The organism is Pseudomonas sp. JDS28PS106, assembly GCF_036706555.1.
GTDB lineage: Bacteria > Pseudomonadota > Gammaproteobacteria > Pseudomonadales > Pseudomonadaceae > Aquipseudomonas.
In genome coordinates this window covers 25,546-40,604 of the sequence record NZ_JBAJGT010000022.1, presented here as the reverse complement: position 1 = coordinate 40,604, position 15,059 = coordinate 25,546, and the positions used below count along the sequence as shown (strand labels likewise).

Below are 15,059 nucleotides of genomic sequence, written 5' to 3'. Positions count from 1 at the left end.
ACGCTATTGAGACTGTCGCTGGACAAGCACTGCTTGACCAGCTTGAGCTTGAACGCCGGATTGTACTTCGTCATGGTTGTCCCCTTGGGTCGAACTGGATGTCCAACTTTTGGGGGTCAGTTCAGGCCTTGGTTACTTTCCCCGAAAGGAAAGTGACCCGGCCGTAAGGGCCGGAACCAAATGGCCCAGCCGACGCGGTAATGGATATGCCCAATGCCAACAGTGCCACCGCAGTGAAGCCGTCGCGAGCAAGCTCCCTCCCACAACGAGCACATCCTCACGGCGATGCAAATCAACAAGATAGTTTTTGTTTGATGAGAGCCAGCTTGCTGGCGATCAGGAATGACGCCATATCCGCGTGCGGAAATCGCCGCCAAGGGCGCAACCCCACAAAAAAGGCCGCTCAATGAGCGGCCTCTCTTACAGCATCGAATTGATCACTCTTCGATGTTGCCCATCGCGGTGGTGTTGAAACCGCCGTCGACGTACATGATTTCACCGCTGATGCCCGACGCCAGGTCCGAGCACAGGAAGGCGCCGGCGTTGCCGACTTCTTCGATGGTGACGTTGCGACGCAGTGGCGTCTGCGCTTCGTTGGCGGCCAGCATCTTGCGGAAGTTCTTGATGCCGGAAGCGGCCAGGGTGCGGATCGGGCCGGCCGATACGGCGTTGACGCGGGTGCCTTCCGGGCCCAGGCTGCCTGCCAGGTAACGAACGCCGGCTTCCAGGCTGGCCTTGGCCATGCCCATCACGTTGTAGTTCGGCATGGTGCGCTCCGCACCCAGGTACGACAGGGTCAGCAGGCTGCCGTTGCGGCCTTTCATCATTTCGCGACCGGCCTTGGCCAGGGCTACGAAGCTGTAGGCGCTGATGTCATGAGCGATGCGGAAGCCTTCGCGAGTGGTGGCTTCAGTGAAGTCGCCGTCCAGCTGATCGCCCGGCGCGAAGCCGACCGAATGAACGATGACGTCCAGGCCGTCCCACTTCTTGCTCAGATCTTCGAAGACCTTGTTGATTTCTTCATCGCTTGCCACGTCGCAAGGGAAGCACAGCTCAGGGCCCGAACCCCAGCCTGCTGCGAATTCTTCGACACGGCCCTTGAGCTTGTCGTTCTGGTAGGTGAAAGCAAGCTCTGCACCTTCACGATGCATGGCGGCAGCGATGCCGGATGCGATGGACAGTTTGCTGGCGACACCGACGATCAGGACGCGCTTACCGGCGAGAAAACCCATGTGTTGTTCCTCTTGAGGTTAATCGACAGCTACCGGCGCCATGAAGGCAGCCTCGAGCAGCTGTTGTGTATAAGGATGTTGCGGTGCGGCGAAAACAGCTTGCGCCGCACCCTGTTCGACCACTTGGCCTTGCTTGACCACCATCAACTGGTGGCTGAGCGCTTTGACGACAGCCAGGTCATGGCTGATGAACAAATATGTCAGGTTGTACTTGGCCTGCAGCGAGCGTAACAGCTCGACTACCTGACGCTGCACTGTCCGGTCGAGGGCCGAGGTCGGCTCGTCCAGCAGAATCAGCGCCGGCTTCAGCACCAGGGCCCTGGCAATGGCGATACGCTGCCGTTGCCCGCCCGAAAACTCGTGGGGGTAGCGGTGCCGGGTTCCTGGGTCCAGACCTACCTCCCTGAGCGCTTCGATAATGGCCGTTTCCTGCTCCGCAGCCGTTCCCATGCGATGGATGCGCAGGCCTTCACCCACGATTTCCCCCACCGACATGCGCGGGCTCAGGCTGCCGAAAGGGTCCTGAAACACCACTTGCATCTGCCTGCGCAACGGCCGGATCTGCTGCTGCGACAGGGTGTCTAGCGTCTCGCCCTGGAACCGGATCGCGCCTTCGCTGCCGATCAGCCGAAGAATCGCCAACCCCAGTGTCGATTTGCCCGAACCACTTTCACCCACGATCCCCAGTGTCTGCCCCTTGGGCAGGCTGAAGCGGATGCCATCGACCGCTTTGACGTGATCGACGGTTCGCTTGAACAGGCCCTTCTTGATCGGGAACCAGACTTTCAGGTCCTCGACTTCGAGCAGTGCCGGCCCGGCGGGGTTGGCCGCCGGAGCGCCACTGGGCTCGGCGCCAAGCAGAACCTGGGTGTACGGATGCTGCGGTGACCGGAACAGCTCTTCGCAGGATGCTTGTTCGACGATGCAACCTCGCTGCATGACACATACGCGATGGGCTATTTGCCTCACGACGTTCAAATCGTGGCTGATCAACAGCAATGCCATGCCCAGGCGCGCCTGCAACTGCTTGAGCAGTTCGAGGATTTTCAATTGTACCGTCACGTCCAGCGCCGTGGTCGGCTCGTCGGCGATCAGCAGCTCCGGCTCGTTGGCCAGCGCCATCGCGATCATGACCCGTTGACGCTGGCCCCCTGACAGTTCGTGGGGCAGGGCCTTGAGTCGCTTGCGCGGCTCGGGGATGCCAACCAGATCGAGCAGCTCCAGGGTACGATCCGTGGCCGCTTGCCCGGTCAGGCCCTTGTGCAGGCCCAGCACTTCGTTGATCTGCTTTTCGACAGAATGCAGCGGGTTGAGCGAGGTCATCGGCTCCTGAAAGATCATGGCGATGCGGTTGCCACGAATCGAACGCAGCTTCTTCTCGTTCAGCTTGAGCAGGTCATCGCCCGCGTAGTGAATGCTGCCCTGCGGATGACTGGCCGCGGGGTAGGGCAGCAAGCGCAGAATGGAGTGCGCGGTGACGGATTTGCCCGAGCCGCTTTCGCCGACCAGCGCCAGGGTCTCGCCGCGTCGAATATCGAAGCTGATGTTCTCGACCACACGCTGGCGCGAGTCGCCTGTGACGAACTCGACCGCCAGATCGCGGATTTCGATCAGATTGTCCGGGTTCATGTCATTTCCTCGGGTCGAAAGCGTCGCGGGCGGATTCGCCGATGAACACCAGCAGGGTCAGCATCAGTGCCAGTACAGCGAAAGCGCTGATGCCCAGCCAGGGCGCCTGCAGGTTGGCCTTGCCTTGGGCGACCAGTTCGCCCAGCGATGGCGATCCCGCGGGCAGGCCGAAGCCCAGAAAGTCCAGTGCGGTCAGGGTGCCGATGGCGCCGGTCAGAATGAAGGGCATGAAGGTCATGGTCGACACCATGGCGTTGGGCAGGATATGACGGAACATGATGGCGCCGTTTTGCATGCCCAGCGCCCGCGCCGCGCGCACGTATTCCAGATTGCGTCCGCGCAGGAATTCGGCGCGTACCACATCCACCAGGCTCATCCAGGAAAACAGCAGCATGATCCCCAGCAGCCACCAGAAGTTGGGCTGCACGAAGCTCGCCAGGATGATCAGCAGGTAGAGGACCGGCAGGCCGGACCAGACTTCCAGGAAGCGCTGGCCCAGCAGGTCGACCCAGCCGCCATAGAAGCCCTGCAATGCACCGGCGATCACGCCGATGATGGAACTGAGCACGGTAAGCGTCAGCGCGAATAGCACGGAAATACGAAAGCCATAGATGACCCGGGCCAGCACGTCGCGGCCCTGGTCGTCGGTGCCCAGCCAGTTGTCACGCGAAGGCGGGGCGGGTGCCGGGACCTTGAGGTCGTAGTTGATGCTTTCGTAGCTGAACGGGATCGGTGCCCACAGGGTCCAGCCATCCTTCGCCGCCAGCAGCTCCTGGATGTACGGGCTCTTGTAGTTGGCTTCCAGCGGGAATTCGCCGCCGAAGGTGGTTTCCGGATAACGCTCGAACACCGGGAAGTACCAGTGGCCGTCGTAGCGCAACGCCAGCGGTTTGTCATTGGCGATCAGCTCGGCGCCCAGGCTCAGGACGAACAGGATCAGGAACAGCCACAGCGACCACCAGCCGCGCTTGTTGGCCTTGAAACGCTCGAAGCGGCGGCGATTGAGGGGAGACAGCGTCATATCAATGCTTCCTGCTTTCGAAGTCGATGCGCGGGTCGACCAGCGTGTAGGTAAGGTCGCCGATCAGCTTCACGATCAGTCCCAGGAGGGTGAAGATGAACAAGGTGCCGAATACCACGGGGTAATCCCGGTTGATCGCCGCCTCGAAGCTCATCAGGCCCAGGCCGTCGAGGGAGAAGATGACTTCGACCAGCAGCGAGCCGGTGAAGAAGATGCTGATGAAAGCCGAGGGGAAGCCGGCGATGACCAGCAGCATGGCGTTGCGGAACACATGGCCGTACAGCACGCGGTTGTTCGACAGGCCCTTGGCCTTGGCGGTGACCACGTACTGTTTGCCGATCTCGTCGAGGAAGCTGTTCTTGGTCAGCAGCGTCATGGTCGCGAAGTTGCCGATGACCAGCGCAGTGACCGGCAGCACCAGATGCCAGAAGTAGTCGAGGATCTTGCCGACGGTGCTCAGCTCGTCGAAGTCGTTCGAGGTCAGGCCGCGCAGCGGGAACCAGTCCAGGTAGCTGCCGCCGGCGAATAGCACGATCAGCAGAATCGCGAATAGGAACGCGGGGATCGCGTAGCCCACGATGATCGCCGAACTGGTCCAGACATCGAACGCGCTGCCGTGGCGGGTCGCCTTGGCGATGCCCAGCGGGATCGACACCAGGTACATGATCAGCGTGCTCCACAGCCCGAGGGAAATGGACACTGGCATCTTCTCGATGATCAGGTCGATGACCTTGGCATCGCGAAAGAAGCTGTCGCCGAAATCGAGCTGTGCGTAATTCTTGATCATCAGCCAGAGGCGTTCGGGCGGCGACTTGTCGAAGCCGTACATCCGCTCGATTTCCTTGACCAGCGCAGGGTCCAGTCCCTGCGCGCCGCGATAGTTGGAACCGGCCACGGCCACTTCAGCGCCGCCGCCGGCGATGCGGCTAGTGGCACCGTCGAAGCCCTCGATCTTGGCGATCATCTGTTCGACGGGCCCGCCAGGCGCGGCTTGAACGATGATGAAGTTGATCACCAGGATGCCGAGCAGCGTCGGAATGATCAGCAGCAAGCGTCGAAGAATGTAGGCCAGCATGTCATTGCTCCGCACGGGCGGGCGCGACGCCCGGCTGTTGTGTCTGGTCGACAGGCGTGGCCGGTTTCGCATCGGGTTTGTACCACCAGGTGGTGGTGCCGATGTCCGAAAGCGCTTTTACGCCTGGATGGGCGATGTGATCCCAGTACGCAACGCGCCAGGTCTTGATGTGCCAGTTCGGCAATACATAGAAGCCCCACAGCAGAACCCGATCCAGCGCTTTCACATGGGTCACCAGGCTCTGCCGGGAGTCGGCATTGATCAGACCGTCCACCAGGCTGTCCACCGCCGGGTCCTTCAGGCCCATCAGGTTGCGGCTGCCGCTGCGGTCGGCGCTGACCGAATGGAAGTACTCCCGTTGTTCGTTGCCCGGTGAGCTGGACTGCGGGAAGCTGCTGACGACCATGTCGTAATCCCGTGAGCGCAGCCGGTTAACGTATTCCGCGGTGTCGACCCGACGGATCGTCAATTCGATGCCCAGATCGCCCAGATTACGCTTGTAGGGCAGCAACACGCGTTCGAACTGGGTCTGCGCCAGCAGAAACTCCAGCTTCATCGGGTTGCCCTGGGCATCGGTCATCTTATCGTTTTTCACGGTCCAGCCCGCTTCCTGTAGCAGCTGGAAAGCGCGGCGCAGCTGTGGGCGAATCATTCCGCTGCCGTCATTGACCGGTAACTGGAAGGGTTCAGTAAACACGCGCTCGGGGACCTGGCCCCGCAACGGTTCGAGCAGTTTCAGCTCCTCGGGGGATGGCAGCCCGGTGGCGGCCATTTCCGAATTGTCGAAGTAGCTTTTGGTGCGGGTGTAGGAACCGTTGAACAGCTGCTTGTTGGTCCATTCGAAGTCCAGCAGCAGGGTTAGTGCTTCACGCACTCTGGGATCCTGGAACACCGGACGACGCAGGTTCATCACAAAGCCCTGCATGCCCTGCGGGTTGCCGTTGGGCAGCTCTTCCTTGATCAGTCGACCGTCGCGTACGGCGGGAATGTCGTAGGCCGTGGCCCAGTTCTTGGCGCTGGTTTCGAGCCAGTAGTCGAATTGCCCGGCCTTGCCGGCCTGGAGGGCCACGTCCATGTCCCGATAATAGTCATAGGTCAGGGTGTCGAAGTTGAACTGCCCACGGTTGATGGGCAAGTCCTTGGCCCAATAATCCTTGACCCGCTCGTAACGAACCGAGCGTCCGGCATTGACCTCGGCGACCCTGTAGGGGCCGCTGCCCAGCGGAAACTCCAGGCTGTTTTTGGTGAAGTCGCGGTCTGCCCAGAAATGTTTGGGCAATACCGGCAGCTGGCCGATGATCAGCGGCAACTCCCGGCTCTGATTGTCCTTGAACGTGAAACGCACTTTAAGCGGGTCCTCGACGATCACCTTGTCGACGGCCGCATAGTAAGCGCGGAACATCGGGGTTCCGTCCCTGATCAGGGTGTTGAACGAGAACTCCACATCTTCGGCGCGGATCGGGTGGCCGTCATGGAAGCGCGCTTCGGGGCGCAAGTAGAAACGGACCCAAGTGTTGTCAGGCGCTTTTTCGATCTTCTCGGCGATCAGGCCGTATTCGGTCATGGGTTCGTCGAGGCTGGAGCGCGCCAGCGTGTCGTAGGTCAGCTCGATGCCCTCGGCAGCCGTACCCTTGTTGATGAAAGGATTGAGGCTGTCGAAGCTGCCGAAGCCGGCCTGACGGAAAGTGCCGCCCTTGGGCGCATCAGGGTTCACAAAGTCGAAGTGCTTGAAGTCGGCCGGGTATTTGGGGGCCTCGTCGTACATCGTCAAGGCGTGTCGAGGGGCCGCCAGGGCAGAGCAGGCCAGCCCGGCCAGAAGCACGCCACTGAGCAAGGTGCGCAGGAAGGTCATCGGGTTTTCTCCAGAGTCTTGAGCCACCACGCGCGCAGGCCCAAGGTATAGGGCGGGGTGGTGAGCATGGCGAAGCGATTGCGCCAGGCAAGGCGATGGTTGTTCAGGTACCAGTTCGGAATGCTGTAGTGCTGCCAGAGCAACACCCGGTCCAGCGCGCGTGCTGCCGCGACTTGTTCATCGCGGGTCTGCGCCGCCAGCAGTTGGTTGAGCAAGTCGTCGATCACCGGGTTGGCAATTCCTGCGTAATTCTTGCTGCCGTTGATCGTGGCCTGGCTGGAATGGAAGTACTGCCACTGTTCCAGCCCCGGGCTCAGCGTCTGGGGCAGCGTCATGAGAATCATGTCGAAGTCGAAGCGGTCCAGGCGCTGCTTGTACTGCGCCCGGTCCACGGTGCGCAGTCCGGCCTGAATGCCCAGACGTCGCAGGTCTTCGACATAAGGTTGCAGGATGCGTTCGAGGTTGGGGTTGACCAGCAGTATCTCGAAACGCAACGGCTGTCGGTCCCCGTTGCGCAATCCTTCATCGGTCAGGGTCCAGCCCGCTTCACCGAGCAGTGCCAGGGCGTTGCGCAGCGCTTCACGAGGAACGCCGCCGCCGTCGGTTTTCGAAGGCGCCCAGGGTTGGGTGAACAGACTGGCGGGCAGCCGGTCCCGGTAGGGGGCCAGCAGCAGCCATTCGCGGCCGGTCGGCAAACCCGTCGCCGAGAACTCGCTGTTGGGGTAATAGCTGGTCGAGCGGACATAGGCGTCGCTGAACAGCGCCCGGTTGGTCCATTCGAAGTTGAACAGCAGGCCCATGGCCTCCCGCACGCGGATATCGGAGAACGCCCCTCGGCGGGTGTTCATGAACAGGCCCTGGGTCTGGGTCGGAATCCGGTGAGGTGTCTGCGCCTTGATGACATCGCCGTTCTTCACGGCCGGGAAGTCATAGCCGTTGGCCCAGTTCTTGGCCTGGTGCTCGATATAGATGTCAAACTCGCCGGCCTTGAAGGCTTCGAAGGCCACGTTGCTGTCGCGGTAGAAATCCACTTCGACCCGGTCGAAATTGTACTTGCCGCGATTGACCGGCAAATCCTTGCCCCAGTAGTTCTTGACCCGTTCGAACAGCAGCTCGCGACCGGGGCGTACCCGAGTGATGCGGTAAGGCCCGCTGCCCAGCGGCGGCTCGAAGGTCGTGGCCTTGAAGTCACGGTCTTTCCAGTAATGCTGGGGCAGCACCGGCAGTTCGCCCAAGCGCAGGATCAGCAGCGGGTTACCGGCGCGCTTGAACACGAAGCGGATCCGGTGGCGGTTGAGGATGTCCACGCGCTGCACTTCCTGCAGGGCGGTGCGGTACTGAGGATGACCGTCCTTGAGCAGGGTGCGGTAGGAAAACGCCACGTCGAACGCCGTCATGGGCTTGCCATCGTGGAAGCGTGCCTGGGGCCTGAGGTTGAATACCACCCAGCTGCGGTCCTCGGCGTACTCCACGCTCTGCGCCACCAGGCCGTAGCTCGACGTCGGCTCGTCGCCGGACGGATCGTACTGGCCAGTGCCGACCATCAGCGGCTCGTTCAGCTCGTTGACGCCGTATTGCAGGAAGTTTCCGGTCGCGACCGGGCTGGTGCCCTTGAAAGTGTAGGGGTTCAGGGTGTCGAAGGTGCCGAACGCCATTATCCGCAGGGTGCCCCCTTTCGGCGCCTCGGGATTGACCCAGTCGAAGTGAGTAAAGCTGGCCGGGTACTTGAGGACGCCGAACTGTGCATAGCCATGACTTTCGGTGATGGCGGCGTCGGCGCAGATGCTCAAGCCCAGACTGACGATGAACAGGAAGGGTCGTATCACGATCCAGGCGGCTTGGGCTTCAGGGTCGCTAACAGTAACAGCTTGTAAGGACAGGAAAAAGCATGGAGGGCATGCCGTTCTAGGCAAGACGTGTCGGCCGCTCGCGAGGGCGGGCGACCGAACCGGTCAGTGCGGCACGTAGACGGTCAGTGTCTGACCGGGCTTGAGCGCTTTGCCGCTGCGAGGGTTCCAGCGCTTGAGATGCTGCATCTCGACGTTGAAGCGCTTGGCGACCAGATACATGGAGTCGCCTTTCTGGATCTTGTACTGCACAGGCTTGCCTTCGCCCTTGGCACTGGCAGCCTTGCCATTGTCCTGCATGACCAGGGTCTGGCCGACTTTCAGGCTGTTGCCCGAAAGCTTGTTCCAGCGCTGCAGATCTTCGACCGAGACCTTGTTGGCCTTGGCGATGCTGGTCAGGTTGTCGCCACCGCGAACCTTGTAATTGCGGCTACGGCTTGGCGCGTCATTGCTGGCGATGGCTTCGAAGACCGGTTGCGACGGATTGGCGCCGGCCTTGACCGGAAGGGTCAGCGACTGGCCGATCTTGAGCCGACTGCCTGACAGCTTGTTGTTGCCTTTGATCGAGCTGACCGTGACCTTGTAACGGCTGGCAATGCTTTCCAGCGTATCGCCGCGACGAACGCGGTAAGGCTGCCAGGCGACGAGCTCCTCGGGCTTCATGCTCGACAGGCTGGCGGTCAGTACCTGAGCCTTGGCGGTCGGAACCAGCAGGTGCTGCGGCCCGTCGATGGTCAGACGCTTCTTGAACGCCGGGTTCAGCTGGATCAGTTCGTCCTCGTCGATATTGGCGGCGCTGGCGACCTTGGCCAGATCGACGCGCTTGTTCAGCTCGACGACTTCGAAATACGGTTCGTTGGCGATGGGGTTGAGGTTGACCCCGTAAGCTTCAGGAGACATCACCACCTGCGACAGCGCCAGCAGCTTGGGCACATAGTCACGAGTCTCCTGCGGCAGCGGCAGGTTCCAGTAATCGGTGGGCAGGTTGAGCTTGTCGTTGCGCTCTATGGCCCGGCTTACCGTGCCTTCGCCGGCGTTGTAGGCGGCCAGCGCCAACAGCCAGTCGCCGTTGAACATGTCGTGCAGACGGGTCAGATAATCGAGAGCGGCAACGGTCGAGGCCTGAATGTCGCGGCGCCCGTCATAAAAGCTGGTCTGGCGCAGGTTGAAATAGCGGCCGGTGGACGGGATGAACTGCCAGAGCCCGACGGCCTTGCTGCGCGAGATAGCCATCGGATTGTAGGCGCTCTCGATGACCGGCAGCAGCGCGAGTTCCAGAGGCATGTTGCGCTCTTCGAGACGCTCGACGATGTAATGCATATAAAGGCTGCCACGCTCACCCGCGTTCTCGATGAAGGACGGGTTATTGGCGAACCAGAGGCGTTGCTGATCGATACGCGGGTTCTGGTCGTTGCCTTCCTGAAGCTGGAACCCCTCGCGCATGCGCTCCCAGACGTCCTGCGGCGGTGCCGCCGGGTTGGCCTTGTGGGTCAGGAAAATCGGCTTCTGTTTGATCGGAGTGGCGAGATTCGGCGCGCGCTGGGCGACGCTTTGCTCGACGGGGGCGGTGCTCTGGCAGCCTGCCAGCAGGGCGGCCGCCGTGACGGCCACGGCCTGGGCCAACCGAGTCAATGTGTCCGAATCCGGGGGCTTGCTGTTGAATGACGACATTGTCTGGGGGGTATATCCAGGCGAAAATGTCGGGCGATTCTAGAAAGCAGCCTGCCCAGGGTCAACCTTTCAGATTTTTGTTTCCGTTTCGCTACCGCCTCAGAAATTGTCTTTCCAGCTTCGCAAGGTGGCAAATACCTCAGTCTGGCGGGCAAGAACCCGGCCGGCCCGTTCGTCCGCTTTTTCTTTAACGGATGTTTCATGGACCCGCAGAAAAGGATTGGTACGCTTTTCCAGAGCTAGATTGGAGGGAAGGCTGATGCGGTCCTCACTGCGCCAGCGAGTCACTTCGGCAAGGCGCTCGGCGATGTCCCGGTTGTCGGGTTCGACCGCATGGGCGAAGCGCAGGTTGCTCAGGGTGTATTCGTGAGCGCAGTAGATCAGCGTCGTGTCCGGCAGCGCAGCGAATTGCTGCAGCGACGCATGCATCTGCTCCGGCGTGCCTTCGAACAGGCGCCCGCAGCCGGCCGCGAACAGCGTGTCTCCGCAAAACAGCAGGGGGCGCTCCGCGTCTTCGTGGTAAAACGCGATATGCCCAAGCGTATGACCAGGAACCCCGTACACAGCGAAGTCCAGGCCCAGCGCCGTGATCCGGTCGCCGTGCTCCAGGGCCACGTCCCGGGCGGGAATTTTTTCATTGGCCGGGCCGGACACGCGTGCGCCGGTAGTCTGTTTGATCGCGACCACGCCGCCGACATGGTCGGCATGGTGATGGGTGATCAGGATGTCCCGCAGCGACCACTCCGGGTTCTGTTTCAGCCATTGGAGCACGGGAGCGGCGTCGCCGGGGTCTACGACCGCGCATTGGCGGGTTGAAAGGTCCTGTAACAACCAGATGTAGTTGTCGCTGAAAGCGTGCAGGGCGTGGATCTGTATCATGGTGCAGTTCGCTAAGCCTGAGACGATGATGCATCTTAGGCGCTGAGCCTGTGCGATGCGAGCATTCCAAGGAGATCACACATGACCGATGAAGCGTTTGCCCAGGCCGATCCCGAGTGGCTCGCCCTGATCCGCGCGGCCCGCGAATGGCTGGCCGGGCCGGTCGGGCAACTGCTCCTGAGCGAGGAACGGCGGGTTCTCGAAGAGGAACTGGGCCGCTACTTCGGCGGTTATCTCGTGCATTACGGGCCGTCGGCCGAAAGCCCGCCGGTGGCGCAGCAGGTGCAGCGCAACGTACGCCTGGGCGCGCCTTTGCCGGGTGTCGAGATCGTCTGCGAAGAGCAGGCATGGCCGTTGAGCGAGCATGCCGCCGACGTGGTGGTCCTGCAGCACGGCCTGGATTTCTGTCTGTCCCCCCACGGTTTGCTGCGCGAAGCGGCCAGCAGCGTCCGGCCCGGTGGCCATCTGCTGATCATCGGCATCAATCCCTGGAGCACCTGGGGGTTGCGCCATGTGTTTGCCCGCGATGCCCTGCGCAAGGCGCGCTGCATCTCGCCTTCGCGGGTTGCCGACTGGCTGAACCTGCTGGGTTTCGCGCTGGAGAAACGCCGCTTCGGATGCTATCGTCCGCCCCTTGCTTCAGCGGCATGGCAGGCTCGGCTCTCCGGGCTCGAATGCCTGAGCGACGGCCGGCAAAGTCCCGGCGGCGGTTTTTATCTGCTGGTCGCGCGCAAGCTGGTGGTAGGCCTCAGGCCGCTTCAGCCGGTGCGTCGCGAGCCCATGGGCAAGCTGATCCCGCTGCCCATGGCCAAGGTCAGTCGGCAAAGCCGCGAGCCTTGATCGAATCCTGCCCATGCATATCGCTGCGAAGCCAACCGAATCCGGACAGTCTGTATGAGCGATAGCGTAGAACTCTTCACCGATGGCGCCTGCAAGGGCAATCCCGGCCCTGGCGGATGGGGCGCCCTGCTGGTGTTCAAAGGTGTGGAAAAGGAACTGTGGGGTGGCGAAGCGAACACCACCAACAACCGCATGGAGCTGACCGGGGCCATTCGTGGCCTGGAAGAGCTCAAGCGCCCCTGCGAAGTCACGCTGGTGACCGACTCGCAATATGTCATGAAGGGCATCACCGAGTGGATGACCAACTGGAAAAAGCGTGGCTGGAAGACCGCCGCCAAGGAGCCGGTCAAGAACGCCGACCTCTGGCAGCAGCTCGATGAGCAGGTCAGTCGCCATACCGTCAAGTGGCAGTGGGTACGCGGTCACATCGGCCATCCCGGCAACGAGCGGGCCGATCAGTTGGCCAACCGCGGCGTGGACGAAGTCCGGGGCATCCGGCATGGCTGAGGCTGCGCGGCCGACATGCTAATATCGCCGCCTGCAAATGAGGCAACGGGCAATGGCAGTGCAAAACACAGATAACAGGTCGATCGTACTCGATACCGAAACCACGGGTATGCCGGTGACCGACGGGCACCGCATCATCGAGATCGGTTGCGTCGAGGTGATCGGCCGCCGCCTGACGGGGCGGCATTTCCACGTCTATCTGCAACCGGATCGCGAAAGCGACGAAGGCGCGATCGGCGTTCACGGCATCACCAACGAATTCCTGGTCGGCAAGCCACGCTTCGCCGAGGTCGCCGATGAATTCTACGAGTTCATCAAGGGCGCTCAGCTGATCATCCACAACGCTGCGTTCGACGTGGGCTTCATCAACAACGAATTCGCGTTGATGGGCGCCCACGACAAGGCCGACGTCACCCAATACTGCACCGTGCTCGATACCCTGGCGATGGCCCGCGAGCGGCATCCGGGGCAGCGCAACAGCCTGGACGCCTTGTGCAAGCGCTACGGTGTCGACAACTCCGGGCGAGAGCTGCACGGCGCGTTGCTCGACTCGGAAATTCTGGCCGACGTCTATCTGGCGATGACCGGCGGGCAGACCAGCCTGTCGCTGGCCGGCAACTCCAGCGATGGCGCCGGAGCGGGGCAGGGCACTGGCAACCAGGGCAGCGAGATCCGCCGTCTGCCGGCCGGCCGCACGCCGTGCCGGGTCATTCGTGCGTCTGAAAGCGAACTGGCCGAACACGAGGCGCGCATGGCTGTGATCGCCAAGGCGGCTGGCGCGCCCGCATTGTGGGTGCAGTTGCAGGAAGCCGGTGCCGCGGCTGCGTCCTGACGCAGTCTGCAGGACGGAATGCACATGAACGCGCCCGGCCCGGCCTTGAACATTCGTGTCGCCGACGAATGCTTCGAGGATTACATCCTCAACGGCGATTTCACCTTCATGGTCGAAGGTTACGCGCAGGTCCGGATCGGTGAGCGCGTGACGGCCTGGCCGGTGGAGCCGGTCGAGCCCTATCGCAAGAACTACGGTATCGATTCACAGGAGTTCTGCGATTATCGGGATGCAGCAGACAGCACGGTGCTGGTCGCATGGCTCGACGAACGGGCAGTGGGGCATGTGGTACTCAGCACCCACTGGAACGGTTTCGCCCATGTGGACGAACTGGCGGTCGATGAGTCGGCGCGACGCCACGGCATCGCCCGGGCGCTGCTGGACGTGGCGCGATTCTGGAGCCGCAAGCGGAACCTGCCGGGCGTGATGCTCGAAACCCAGAACAACAACCTCGCCGCTTGCCGGCTCTACGAAAGCTGCGGCTATCAGGTGGGTGGCGTCGATCACATGCGGTATCGGGGGCTGGATCCGCACTCTCGCGAGACGGCGATTTTCTGGTATCTGCTGTTCTCCGATACCTGACCGCCCTCGATTCCCGCGCCACAACTGCCACCCTGTCAGGGAATGCGCGTCATCCTGATCCCGGATTTCACCAGCTCGAAGTCATCACCGCCCAGGTGCGTGACCCGATCGCCGATCGCCAGTCGGTAGGTGATCACCAGTTCCTCGCCATCGCTGGCGTCGAGCCTCGACTCGTGAAACACGTGCACCGGGTAGACACGGTCTTCCGCATCTCTTGCAAGGAACTGTCCGACGCGCTTTGAAGCCATTTGCTTTGTAACCTCTGAAAATAACCGCTCGTTTTCCGGAGCGCCCATCAGGCAGTGACGCGCGTCCGGCCTTTCAGACCTTCATTTGCCAGGGGAGTTTGCCACCCTGGAAAAAATACCGCCCGATTTCACTGCAATGATTTTTATTGCAATGAACGGCTCGCGGCGGCGTCTATTGAGCGAATTGTTCTATAACTACTTTTCCTTCGAATCCGATGACGGTGACTCTCGATGACTCAGGTCCACTCCATTGCGGTACTGGTCGGCAGCTTGCGCAAAGACTCCATCAACCGAAAGATCGCCCTGGCGCTCGCCGATCTGGCACCCGCCAGCCTTGACCTGCAGATCGTCGAGATCGGCGACCTGCCGCTGTATAACGAAGACATCGACGGCGATTCGCCTCCTCCAGCGTACGCCACTTTCCGTGAAAGGCTCGCCTGGGCCGACGGCCTGCTGTTCGTCACGCCCGAATACAACCGTTCGGTTCCAGGCGCGCTGAAGAATGCCATCGACGTCGGTTCGCGTCCTTACGGTAAAAGCGCCATGAGCGGCAAGCCCGGCGCGGTGATCAGCGCGTCACCCGGCGCCATCGGAGGTTTCGGCGCCAACCATCATCTGCGCCAGTCGCTGGTTTTCCTCGATGTGCCATGCCTGCAGCAGCCCGAATCCTATATGGGCAACGCCGGTTCGTTTTTCGATGAGCAGGGCCAGCTTTCGGAAAAAACCCGGCCGTTTCTGCAGGGCTTCATCAATACCTTTGCGGCCTGGGTCGAGAGAAACCGCAAATTCGCGAATAACTGACCTGTTGCAATATGTAGCGCAGCTTCGTCTGCGTGATGAATAC

Annotated in this window: 14 protein-coding genes; 5 read left to right on the top strand and 9 right to left on the bottom strand. The window is 61.6% G+C overall.

Features of this window, described 5'->3' with window-relative positions:
- Positions 1-437: 437 nt before the first annotated feature.
- The 8 genes from fabI to gloB all read right to left on the bottom strand — a co-directional run bounded on the left by fabI (position 438) and on the right by gloB (position 11,206).
- A complete protein-coding gene (fabI, locus tag TRP66_RS22860; RefSeq protein ID WP_333407721.1) occupies positions 438-1,232 on the bottom strand; it encodes an enoyl-ACP reductase FabI in 795 nt (264 codons plus the stop codon).
- Between the two features lie 18 nt (positions 1,233-1,250).
- Positions 1,251-2,861 (bottom strand): ABC transporter ATP-binding protein, encoded by a 1,611-nt coding sequence (locus TRP66_RS22855; RefSeq protein ID WP_333407718.1) that lies wholly within the window; start codon positions 2,859-2,861, stop codon positions 1,251-1,253.
- Between the two features lies 1 nt (position 2,862).
- Positions 2,863-3,882: an ABC transporter permease gene (locus TRP66_RS22850; protein ID WP_333407716.1), complete on the bottom strand. Its 1,020-nt coding sequence runs from the start codon at positions 3,880-3,882 to the stop codon at positions 2,863-2,865.
- 1 nt (position 3,883) lies between these two features.
- Entirely contained in the window at positions 3,884-4,957 is a 1,074-nt protein-coding gene (locus tag TRP66_RS22845) for a microcin C ABC transporter permease YejB (protein WP_333407714.1), read from the bottom strand.
- Between the two features lies 1 nt (position 4,958).
- Positions 4,959-6,809 carry an extracellular solute-binding protein gene (locus TRP66_RS22840; protein WP_333407712.1) on the bottom strand — a complete coding sequence of 617 codons (1,851 nt, stop codon included), beginning with the start codon at positions 6,807-6,809 and terminating at the stop codon, positions 4,959-4,961.
- The gene (locus TRP66_RS22835; RefSeq protein ID WP_333407710.1) at positions 6,806-8,635 is read right to left on the bottom strand and encodes an extracellular solute-binding protein; all 1,830 of its coding nucleotides are present in this window, start codon (positions 8,633-8,635) and stop codon (positions 6,806-6,808) included. The genes TRP66_RS22840 and TRP66_RS22835 overlap by 4 nt, the downstream gene beginning before the upstream one ends.
- Positions 8,636-8,761: 126 nt before the next feature.
- On the bottom strand, positions 8,762-10,327 hold the full coding sequence (locus TRP66_RS22830; protein WP_333407708.1) for a lytic transglycosylase: 1,566 nt from the start codon (positions 10,325-10,327) through the stop codon (positions 8,762-8,764).
- A gap of 99 nt (positions 10,328-10,426) precedes the next feature.
- Positions 10,427-11,206 carry a hydroxyacylglutathione hydrolase gene (gloB, locus tag TRP66_RS22825; RefSeq protein ID WP_333407706.1) on the bottom strand — a complete coding sequence of 260 codons (780 nt, stop codon included), beginning with the start codon at positions 11,204-11,206 and terminating at the stop codon, positions 10,427-10,429.
- Between the two features lie 81 nt (positions 11,207-11,287).
- On the opposite strand from gloB, the gene TRP66_RS22820 reads away from it, so the two are divergent.
- From TRP66_RS22820 to TRP66_RS22805, 4 genes are read left to right on the top strand one after another with little or no spacing between them, the layout of a single operon-like run.
- Positions 11,288-12,046, top strand: coding sequence for a class I SAM-dependent methyltransferase (locus TRP66_RS22820; RefSeq protein ID WP_333407704.1), 759 nt, complete (start codon positions 11,288-11,290; stop codon positions 12,044-12,046).
- Between the two features lie 54 nt (positions 12,047-12,100).
- The gene (gene rnhA / locus TRP66_RS22815; protein ID WP_333407702.1) at positions 12,101-12,553 is read left to right on the top strand and encodes a ribonuclease HI; all 453 of its coding nucleotides are present in this window, start codon (positions 12,101-12,103) and stop codon (positions 12,551-12,553) included.
- Between the two features lie 52 nt (positions 12,554-12,605).
- A complete protein-coding gene (dnaQ, locus tag TRP66_RS22810) occupies positions 12,606-13,385 on the top strand; it encodes a DNA polymerase III subunit epsilon (RefSeq protein WP_333407700.1) in 780 nt (259 codons plus the stop codon).
- 24 nt (positions 13,386-13,409) lie between these two features.
- Positions 13,410-13,967: a GNAT family N-acetyltransferase gene (locus TRP66_RS22805; RefSeq protein WP_333407698.1), complete on the top strand. Its 558-nt coding sequence runs from the start codon at positions 13,410-13,412 to the stop codon at positions 13,965-13,967.
- Positions 13,968-14,002: 35 nt separating this feature from the next.
- Here the strand turns inward: TRP66_RS22805 and TRP66_RS22800 are convergent, their stop codons facing one another.
- The gene (locus TRP66_RS22800) at positions 14,003-14,215 is read right to left on the bottom strand and encodes a hypothetical protein (protein WP_333407696.1); all 213 of its coding nucleotides are present in this window, start codon (positions 14,213-14,215) and stop codon (positions 14,003-14,005) included.
- Between the two features lie 231 nt (positions 14,216-14,446).
- Between TRP66_RS22800 and TRP66_RS22795 the strand changes: the two genes are divergently transcribed.
- Positions 14,447-15,016 carry an NADPH-dependent FMN reductase gene (locus TRP66_RS22795; RefSeq protein WP_333407694.1) on the top strand — a complete coding sequence of 190 codons (570 nt, stop codon included), beginning with the start codon at positions 14,447-14,449 and terminating at the stop codon, positions 15,014-15,016.
- Positions 15,017-15,059: the final 43 nt, after the last annotated feature.

Bases quoted from the DNA above. Each gene is read 5' to 3' on its own strand.
- fabI (WP_333407721.1), bottom strand. From the start codon at position 1,232: ATGGGTTTTCTCGCCGGTAAGCGCGTCCTGATCGTCGGTGTCGCCAGC.
- TRP66_RS22855 (WP_333407718.1), bottom strand. From the start codon at position 2,861: ATGAACCCGGACAATCTGATCGAAATCCGCGATCTGGCGGTCGAGTTC.
- TRP66_RS22850 (WP_333407716.1), bottom strand. From the start codon at position 3,882: ATGACGCTGTCTCCCCTCAATCGCCGCCGCTTCGAGCGTTTCAAGGCC.
- TRP66_RS22845 (WP_333407714.1), bottom strand. From the start codon at position 4,957: ATGCTGGCCTACATTCTTCGACGCTTGCTGCTGATCATTCCGACGCTG.
- TRP66_RS22840 (WP_333407712.1), bottom strand. From the start codon at position 6,809: ATGACCTTCCTGCGCACCTTGCTCAGTGGCGTGCTTCTGGCCGGGCTG.
- TRP66_RS22830 (WP_333407708.1), bottom strand. From the start codon at position 10,327: ATGTCGTCATTCAACAGCAAGCCCCCGGATTCGGACACATTGACTCGG.
- gloB (WP_333407706.1), bottom strand. From the start codon at position 11,206: ATGATACAGATCCACGCCCTGCACGCTTTCAGCGACAACTACATCTGG.
- TRP66_RS22820 (WP_333407704.1), top strand. From the start codon at position 11,288: ATGACCGATGAAGCGTTTGCCCAGGCCGATCCCGAGTGGCTCGCCCTG.
- rnhA (WP_333407702.1), top strand. From the start codon at position 12,101: ATGAGCGATAGCGTAGAACTCTTCACCGATGGCGCCTGCAAGGGCAAT.
- dnaQ (WP_333407700.1), top strand. From the start codon at position 12,606: ATGGCAGTGCAAAACACAGATAACAGGTCGATCGTACTCGATACCGAA.
- TRP66_RS22805 (WP_333407698.1), top strand. From the start codon at position 13,410: ATGAACGCGCCCGGCCCGGCCTTGAACATTCGTGTCGCCGACGAATGC.
- TRP66_RS22800 (WP_333407696.1), bottom strand. From the start codon at position 14,215: ATGGCTTCAAAGCGCGTCGGACAGTTCCTTGCAAGAGATGCGGAAGAC.
- TRP66_RS22795 (WP_333407694.1), top strand. From the start codon at position 14,447: ATGACTCAGGTCCACTCCATTGCGGTACTGGTCGGCAGCTTGCGCAAA.